At 32.4% G+C, this 6790-nt stretch carries 7 protein-coding genes; 6 read left to right on the top strand and 1 reads right to left on the bottom strand.

Annotation, left to right across the window (positions count from 1 at the left end):
• Positions 1-219: 219 nt before the first annotated feature.
• A complete protein-coding gene (locus ACEWK1_RS19850; RefSeq protein ID WP_416636585.1) occupies positions 220-699 on the bottom strand; it encodes a CBO0543 family protein in 480 nt (159 codons plus the stop codon).
• A 137-nt stretch (positions 700-836) separates the two neighbouring features.
• On the opposite strand from ACEWK1_RS19850, the gene ACEWK1_RS19845 reads away from it, so the two are divergent.
• From ACEWK1_RS19845 to ACEWK1_RS19820, 6 genes are all read left to right on the top strand, one after another.
• Positions 837-1085, top strand: coding sequence for a winged helix-turn-helix transcriptional regulator (locus ACEWK1_RS19845; RefSeq protein WP_416636586.1), 249 nt, complete (start codon positions 837-839; stop codon positions 1083-1085).
• 312 nt (positions 1086-1397) lie between these two features.
• Positions 1398-1793, top strand: coding sequence for a transcriptional regulator SpxA (gene spxA / locus ACEWK1_RS19840; RefSeq protein ID WP_416636584.1), 396 nt, complete (start codon positions 1398-1400; stop codon positions 1791-1793).
• Positions 1794-1934: 141 nt separating this feature from the next.
• Positions 1935-2342, top strand: coding sequence for an RrF2 family transcriptional regulator (locus ACEWK1_RS19835; protein ID WP_416636583.1), 408 nt, complete (start codon positions 1935-1937; stop codon positions 2340-2342).
• Between the two features lie 168 nt (positions 2343-2510).
• The gene (locus ACEWK1_RS19830; RefSeq protein WP_416636582.1) at positions 2511-2849 is read left to right on the top strand and encodes an IDEAL domain-containing protein; all 339 of its coding nucleotides are present in this window, start codon (positions 2511-2513) and stop codon (positions 2847-2849) included.
• 687 nt (positions 2850-3536) lie between these two features.
• Positions 3537-5087: a response regulator transcription factor gene (locus ACEWK1_RS19825; protein WP_416636581.1), complete on the top strand. Its 1551-nt coding sequence runs from the start codon at positions 3537-3539 to the stop codon at positions 5085-5087.
• A complete protein-coding gene (locus ACEWK1_RS19820) occupies positions 5084-6772 on the top strand; it encodes a cache domain-containing sensor histidine kinase (RefSeq protein ID WP_416636580.1) in 1689 nt (562 codons plus the stop codon). Before ACEWK1_RS19825 ends, ACEWK1_RS19820 begins: the two co-directional genes overlap by 4 nt.
• Positions 6773-6790 lie beyond the last annotated feature (18 nt).

Below are 6790 nucleotides of genomic sequence, written 5' to 3'. Positions count from 1 at the left end.
TAACAATTAAATAAATGAAAGTAATTAATACTCCCGTACATTCTAGATATACCAATTTTTACCATAATGGTTTTGAAATAAATGCAAAGATAGCAGCCATTAATATAGCGCATATGTAATTTTTCTGATAGTTTATTTAGCCCAAAAAGTAGAGGGAGCATAAAAAATCAGTTCAAATTGATATTAGGTAAAGGTCTGTCGAAGCATAGTTTGTGTACCCTATTTTATAGTTATTCTGAAAAACCATCTTTGAAAAATACGTGATAGAAAATAGCTCATATACATTGTTATAAAACTCCAATACCATTTCCATTTATTGTACTTAATTAGGTTAGTATATTTAACTGCAATAATTTCAAAGATCGTTATTATCGAGGTATGAAAACTGTAATAAAGGACTTTTAATATTTTGGGTTTATTTTCAGGATAATACAAATTAAACAATGCACATAAACCCGGATATACAAAGTATTCAAAAGTGAAACTAGATTTTATTGTTTTTTTGAAAAACAAACGATTAGGATAGGAAATTAAATCCTTCTCTACTACTAGTAAACCAACGAGCCATGTAATTACTTGTTTAAATAAGAACGAAACTATTGCTTCACGAATCCTTTTTCTTGGTACAAACTTTATCAATAATATTGAAGTTATTATCCAGGCTAAGAGTTCTATTGTATTATCTAATTTTTTCTTCATGAATTATCAACCAACAATTAGGATTACCTATATTGGAAAATGTATTAGTAATAAAACTAAAGTTATTGTTGATGAGATATTATCAATATCACCAGCTTAAATAACAATAACAAGCCTAGGCGTCAATTCCCATATGAATCATTCGCATCGCAAAAGATTTGGCCATAGGCATTACTCAAAGAATGCTTGTTAATCAATTACGTGAGCTAGAAGAAGACCTAATTGTTGAACGAAAAGTTTATCCAGTTGTTCCACCAAAAGTAGAATATTCATTGACTGAACAAGGGAGAAGCTTAATGCCGATACTCGATTCTATGTATCAATGGGGGAAAACTTATATGGAAATTGTGATGGACACACCTGTAAATAAAACTAAATCTAATTAAAGAGAATAGTTTCAAGAAGAAGAGAGCAGAAAACCACATGTATTACCTAGTTGATATTTGTGGTTTTTAACCTATCAAAATATATTGAATTTAGCAACGTCATCATTGCTAATAGAACAAATAATTGTATAACAAGTTTTACTTAACCATAAATTCACAGTTGACATCATTTACTGTAATGATTAAAGTTACAGTATAGCTTGTAGGAATTAAAATGAAAAACTCAACAGGAAATGCCCTTTGTCTGTCAATTAATAAGCATGGAAACACTAAAACAGCCTTAACTAAAAATTTATAAGGAGTGTCTATAGAATGGTAAATCTATATACAACACCAAGCTGTACTTCTTGCCGAAAAGCAAAAGCGTGGCTTGAGGAACATCAAATTGACTATGTTGAAAGAAATATTATATCTCAGCCTCTTACAATTGATGAGATTAAATCAATTCTTCGCTTGACTGAAGAAGGAACTACTGAGATTATTTCTACTAATTCAAAAACGTTTCAAGAATTGAATGTAGATATTGAATCTCTACCACTTTACGAATTTTATGATTTAATTATGAAGCACCCGCAAATGTTACGTCGACCAATAGTCCAGGACGAAAAAAGATTACAGGTTGGATATAACGAAGAAGAGATTCGCCGTTTTCTTCCACGGAAGCTTCGAACATTTGTGAACATGAATACGCAAAGAGCGGCCAATTAAGGTGAAATAATTTAAAAATATTTATAAGCCTAAAAATCAATCAATCTTGACAATCTAATCTGTAACATTTAGTATTACAGTGTGTTAATTATCATCTGAATTATGTATAAAATACAAGGACTAGTCACAAGGAGGCAGGTCATGAATAGTGATTTTACTCTTGCCGTTCATAGTTTAACATATCTTGCTTTACAGCATGACCGAATGTCAACAAGTGATGCTATTTCTGAGAGTGCTGGTGTTCATCCGGTTCGTATTCGTAAAGTGCTAAGCTTGTTAAAAAAACATGGATTTATTAAATCAAAGGAAGGAACAGGTGGAGGATTTATTTTTGCACTAGATTTAAGTGAAGTGAATCTTTGGGATATATATAGGATTACTTCTGAAGGTGCCCTTCAGCCTAAATGTCCTGAATCAAATAAGCAATGTATTGTAGGCAAAAACATGCAACATGTCCTTTTTACAATTTTTACAGGCGCAGAAGAACATCTTGGTACGTATTTGAAGGATTATACGATAAAAGAAGTTGTTGACCTAATTAATCAATAATCATAAGTGGCTGCAAAGGACTAATCTTCGCAGACTTCTTTTTTAATATAAATGTAATAAAAATAATTACAGTTATGTTCGAGTTATCTATATCTTTATAAATATATCTAAAAGAGAAGGATTGTTCATATTTAAATAATCTAAAATCATGTAAGAAGGTGAAAAAACATGTCATTGAATAATCATGTCAATTTAAAAACAGGTGATTGGATTAAAGGGAAGTTACAGGATGGAGAAATAATCATTGGTTATATCGAATCACTGGATTTTCCCAAAGGAACAGTAAGTGTATCTGTTATTAAAGGTGAAGCTGATGAAATAATTGGTAAAAAAATATCAATTTCACATAAACAGGTTAAGAAATTGCCGATTTCTAAAGTGGTGAACAAGGAGCAAATTCTTTTTCTAATAGATTTAGCATTGTCAACCGGCGATGAGGGCTGGTTTTTCGAACTTTCTGCAAAGTTAAACTCAATGAAGCAGCTTGTTAATGAAGCTAAACATTAAATAGAATTTGTCATTAGAATCAGGATATGGGCGTGGATTTGTATTTAAAAAACGAATTTCACTTACCTTATTAATTACTTTCTACTGTCTGGCATATTAATTTAAAATATAAAAAAGAATTTTGTAGAAAGAAGTTGTTAAAATGACTAATTACACGAAAATATTTTTCACCACCTAATACCATTCCTGCTCTGGAGTTATATCGTCGTGCTTCTAAACCTTCAGAGGTGTTGGATAAGCCATATGCAATGGTCGGGTTAAATATCATAGCAGCAGAAACGGATAAACAGGCACAGAGTTTAGTGACAACCTTACAACAGCAATTTTAGAATTTGATGCGATGGACCTTAGCTCCACTACAGCCTCCTGTTGACGATATTCGTGAAGTAGCAAGCAGCTACGAACTTGAAGCATTACAGGATCAATTGGGATCATCTATCAGGTATTAGACTTATATCAGTTCCTGATCATCTAGTATTCTGTAGGAAACCAAGGCTTTTTAAATAAGCCTTGGTTCTTCTCTATAGGCCTAACCCCTTGTGTTACTCTAATCTAAATCAATGAATTATTTCATCCAAATTTCCCCATAAATTCATCAATTCTAGAACTTATTCCTATTTTAATTGACCACTAAAACTTGTTCTGGTTAATATAAATATAATTTCCCAATGAATGGAGGGTAAAAAATTGAGGTTATTATTAATTGAAGATGAGCCAGATTCCTTAATAGGAATGAAAATGGCTATTGATTCTCTATATAATGTTGAAGTAGAATTGCATGCCTCAAATAATGCGGAAGATGCAAGAGAGGTAATCTTTAAACACTATCCTGAATTAATTATTACTGATATTATGCTCCCTGGTATATCTGGTCTTGATTTAGTTGAAGAAGTTGTTAATAGTGAGTACCAACCAAAGGTTATAGTTGTAAGCGGTTTCGATGATTTTGATTATGCAAGGAGAAGTATACGGTTCGGTGCAGTTGATTATTTATTGAAACCATATAGTACAAAGGAGTTTACAGAAAAGGTAAACAGGACTCTTTTAATGATAAAAGAGGAAAAAGAACAACTTCACTATACTGAGCAGCAGAAATCATTTGCAGAGATTGGAACACGTTCCATGAGGGACAACTATTTAGTCGAGTTTTGTTTAAAAAGAACACCTCTTGAAGAACATCTCTATCATAGACTGTGTTTATGGGATATTGATTGGTTAGCGAATAAATCCTTTTCACTCCTTATTTTTGATGTAAAGGGCTATCCTGACGGGAAACCTTTTACAGAAGAACATCAATTAAAGACTTTTGTGATAGGAAATATTATGCAGGATGTTATCCGAGATCAAATGCACTCACTCCTTTTTAAAGATCCTAAAAATCGATGGGTATTATTAACCAATATTGACGATACCGAGGAAATGGCTAGGTCTATTCACAAAAAGGTAAAAGAATATCAAAAAATCGAGTTAGCAATAGGCATTAGCACAAAGGTATCATCATTTGAGGAAATGCATGCAGCTTACAGCTCTACACTAAAAGAATTTCAAATAAGCTCTCTAACAAATCGCGAGGATTATGTAAGATCTGATTATCTGATGTCTACAGACCTTACCACTGCTAACCATTTAGCATCATTAGTTATAAATAAGGATGAAGAAAGCATTCGTCAGGTAGTAAAGGTTTTCTTTCAACAGGTCATATTACTCGATGGACTTGAATCAAGAGACGATATCACGCGAAAAACATTAAACTACTTGTCACAAATCCTTGCATGTATAAGTGAACAAACCTCAAAGGAGCTTAAAGAAATCCCAATGAGTGTATGGGAAAAGGTGGATGAATGCACCACATTAGAAGAATATGAAAAGGTCCTATCTAAGTATTTAACAAGTGTTAGTCATGAGGTTTCAACACATGCTACCAATTCAATCATCGAAAGAGCCATTCAAATAATTAATTCTAGTTACATGGAGGATTTGAGCTTACAAATGATCGCAGACGAGTTATCCTTACATCCAGTCTGGCTAAGTCAGTTGTTTAAAAAAGAAACGGGACAAACATATATGGATTTTTTAACAGAGACGCGGATTAAAAAAGCGAAAACACTTCTAAGAGAAACAAGCATGAAAGTATATGAGATAGCGGAAGCTGTAGGTTATCAAAATTTACAGCATTTCGGTACTATTTTTAAAAAAAGAACAAGTCAAACACCCAAAGAGTATAGGTACGGAAAATGAAAGTTAGAAAGGTAAGAATAGAAGATAATTTATTTAACAAAATGTTTGTCTTTTTTACCTTATCCATTATTATTCCATTAGCATTATTAGGTTATTTATCATATGATCGATCTAAGTCTCAGTTAGAAACGGTTACCTCTCAGCTTCTTCAAGACAATTTAGAATTGAATAAAAAGCAGGTTAATCGTTTATTAAAAGATGCAGAAAATGAATCAGAAAAAATGGTGACATCTATACAGTTACAAAAGCTCTTGCAAAGTCATCCTCCAACATCTTATGAAGAAGAAAAGGCTTTTATCAATCGGATCAGTCAACTTATTGCCCAATTAAAAGGGACGTACGGAGTATATGTCTTTCCAAAACAAATGAAATATTACCCGAATTATTTGGAGCTAATTAATGGAAATGATTTTAAGCCAAGCACTGAATTGATTTTAAAAGCCTTTAATTTGAAAGAAAAAGGGATTTGGTACCATTATTGGGATGAAACTTCAAAGAAACCAGTTTTAACTTATATAAGAGCGGTTCGTTCCTCCTATTATTACGAACCACTAGGTGTTATTGTTCTTAAGATTCCTGATTCACTTGTACGAGAGGAATTATCCTTCCCATCTTCTTTTAAAAACTACAAAACGATGATTGTTGATCAAGATAAGAACATTATTTCAAATGAAAACTCTTGGCTTTATAATGAAAAATTTGTACCAGAAGGAGATTGGAATACAGCTGAAACTCAATTGAATGAGCAGGGATGGAAACTAATCAATGCCCTGCCAAATAAAGAAGTTATAGGCAATATTGAACAAATTAAAAATTTTACTTTGTGGATTGTTATCATCAGTATAGTGGTTGTTACGATCTACCTTGCTTTTATTGTTCGTAATTTTACGTTACCAATTAAAGCTCTTGTCACGCATATGGAAAAAGTTCGAAGAGGAGTTTTGCAGCATTTCCATATGGAAAGGTCTAAAAAAGATGAGATTGGACAACTAGTTGGTGGGTTTAACCAAATGATTACAGGAATGTCTGAACTTATTGAACAAACAAAAAAGATGGAATCAGACAAGCGGAAATTTGAGCTTCAAACATTAAATCATCAAATAAATCCACACTTTTTTTATAATACATTAGATGCGATTAAGTGGAGAGCAGAAAAGGTAGATGAAAAAAATATCGCTTTAATGGTAACGAAATTAGCCAACTTACTTCGATTCAGTTTAAATAATAATAACGAGTGGACAACGGTTGAAAGAGAAATTGAGCATGCTAAGAATTATTTAGACATAGAAAAGCTAAGAAGTAATCGTTTATTTAAAGTATTTGTTCAGGTAGATCCAACGATTTTGAAATTAAACGTCATCAAGCTAATCCTTCAACCAATCGTAGAAAATTGCATCAAGCATGGAATTAGTAACTTGCCAGAAGGTAAGGGGAAAATTCTATTAACCGTTAAACGCATTGAACAAGACATTATCTTTATTATTGAAGATAATGGTCCAGGACTGAATAGTAACATATTCGACAAAGAAAGAAATTCAAGTCATGTGCATCATGGAATTGGATTGAAAAATGTTCATAAACGACTTCAACTTCATTTTGGAACTGAGTATGGAATAAAAGTTGATGAAGATCATCATGAAGGCTTTAGAGTGATCGTGCGGCATCCAGTTCATGAGGAAGAATAATTAGCTAAAGGGGGGAGA

Source organism: Metabacillus sp. YM-086 (assembly GCF_048059995.1).
GTDB classification, from domain to species: Bacteria; Bacillota; Bacilli; order Bacillales; family Bacillaceae; genus Metabacillus; species Metabacillus litoralis_B.
The sequence above is the reverse complement of the archived record's forward strand: the minus strand, read 5'-3'. Positions and strand labels throughout refer to the sequence as shown.

What these genes read in the sequence shown, in the direction of transcription:
- ACEWK1_RS19850 (WP_416636585.1), bottom strand. Translation starts at nt 699, where the DNA reads ATGAAGAAAAAATTAGATAATACAATAGAACTCTTAGCCTGGATAATA.
- spxA (WP_416636584.1), top strand. Translation starts at nt 1,398, where the DNA reads ATGGTAAATCTATATACAACACCAAGCTGTACTTCTTGCCGAAAAGCA.
- ACEWK1_RS19835 (WP_416636583.1), top strand. Translation starts at nt 1,935, where the DNA reads ATGAATAGTGATTTTACTCTTGCCGTTCATAGTTTAACATATCTTGCT.
- ACEWK1_RS19830 (WP_416636582.1), top strand. Translation starts at nt 2,511, where the DNA reads ATGTCATTGAATAATCATGTCAATTTAAAAACAGGTGATTGGATTAAA.
- ACEWK1_RS19820 (WP_416636580.1), top strand. Translation starts at nt 5,084, where the DNA reads ATGAAAGTTAGAAAGGTAAGAATAGAAGATAATTTATTTAACAAAATG.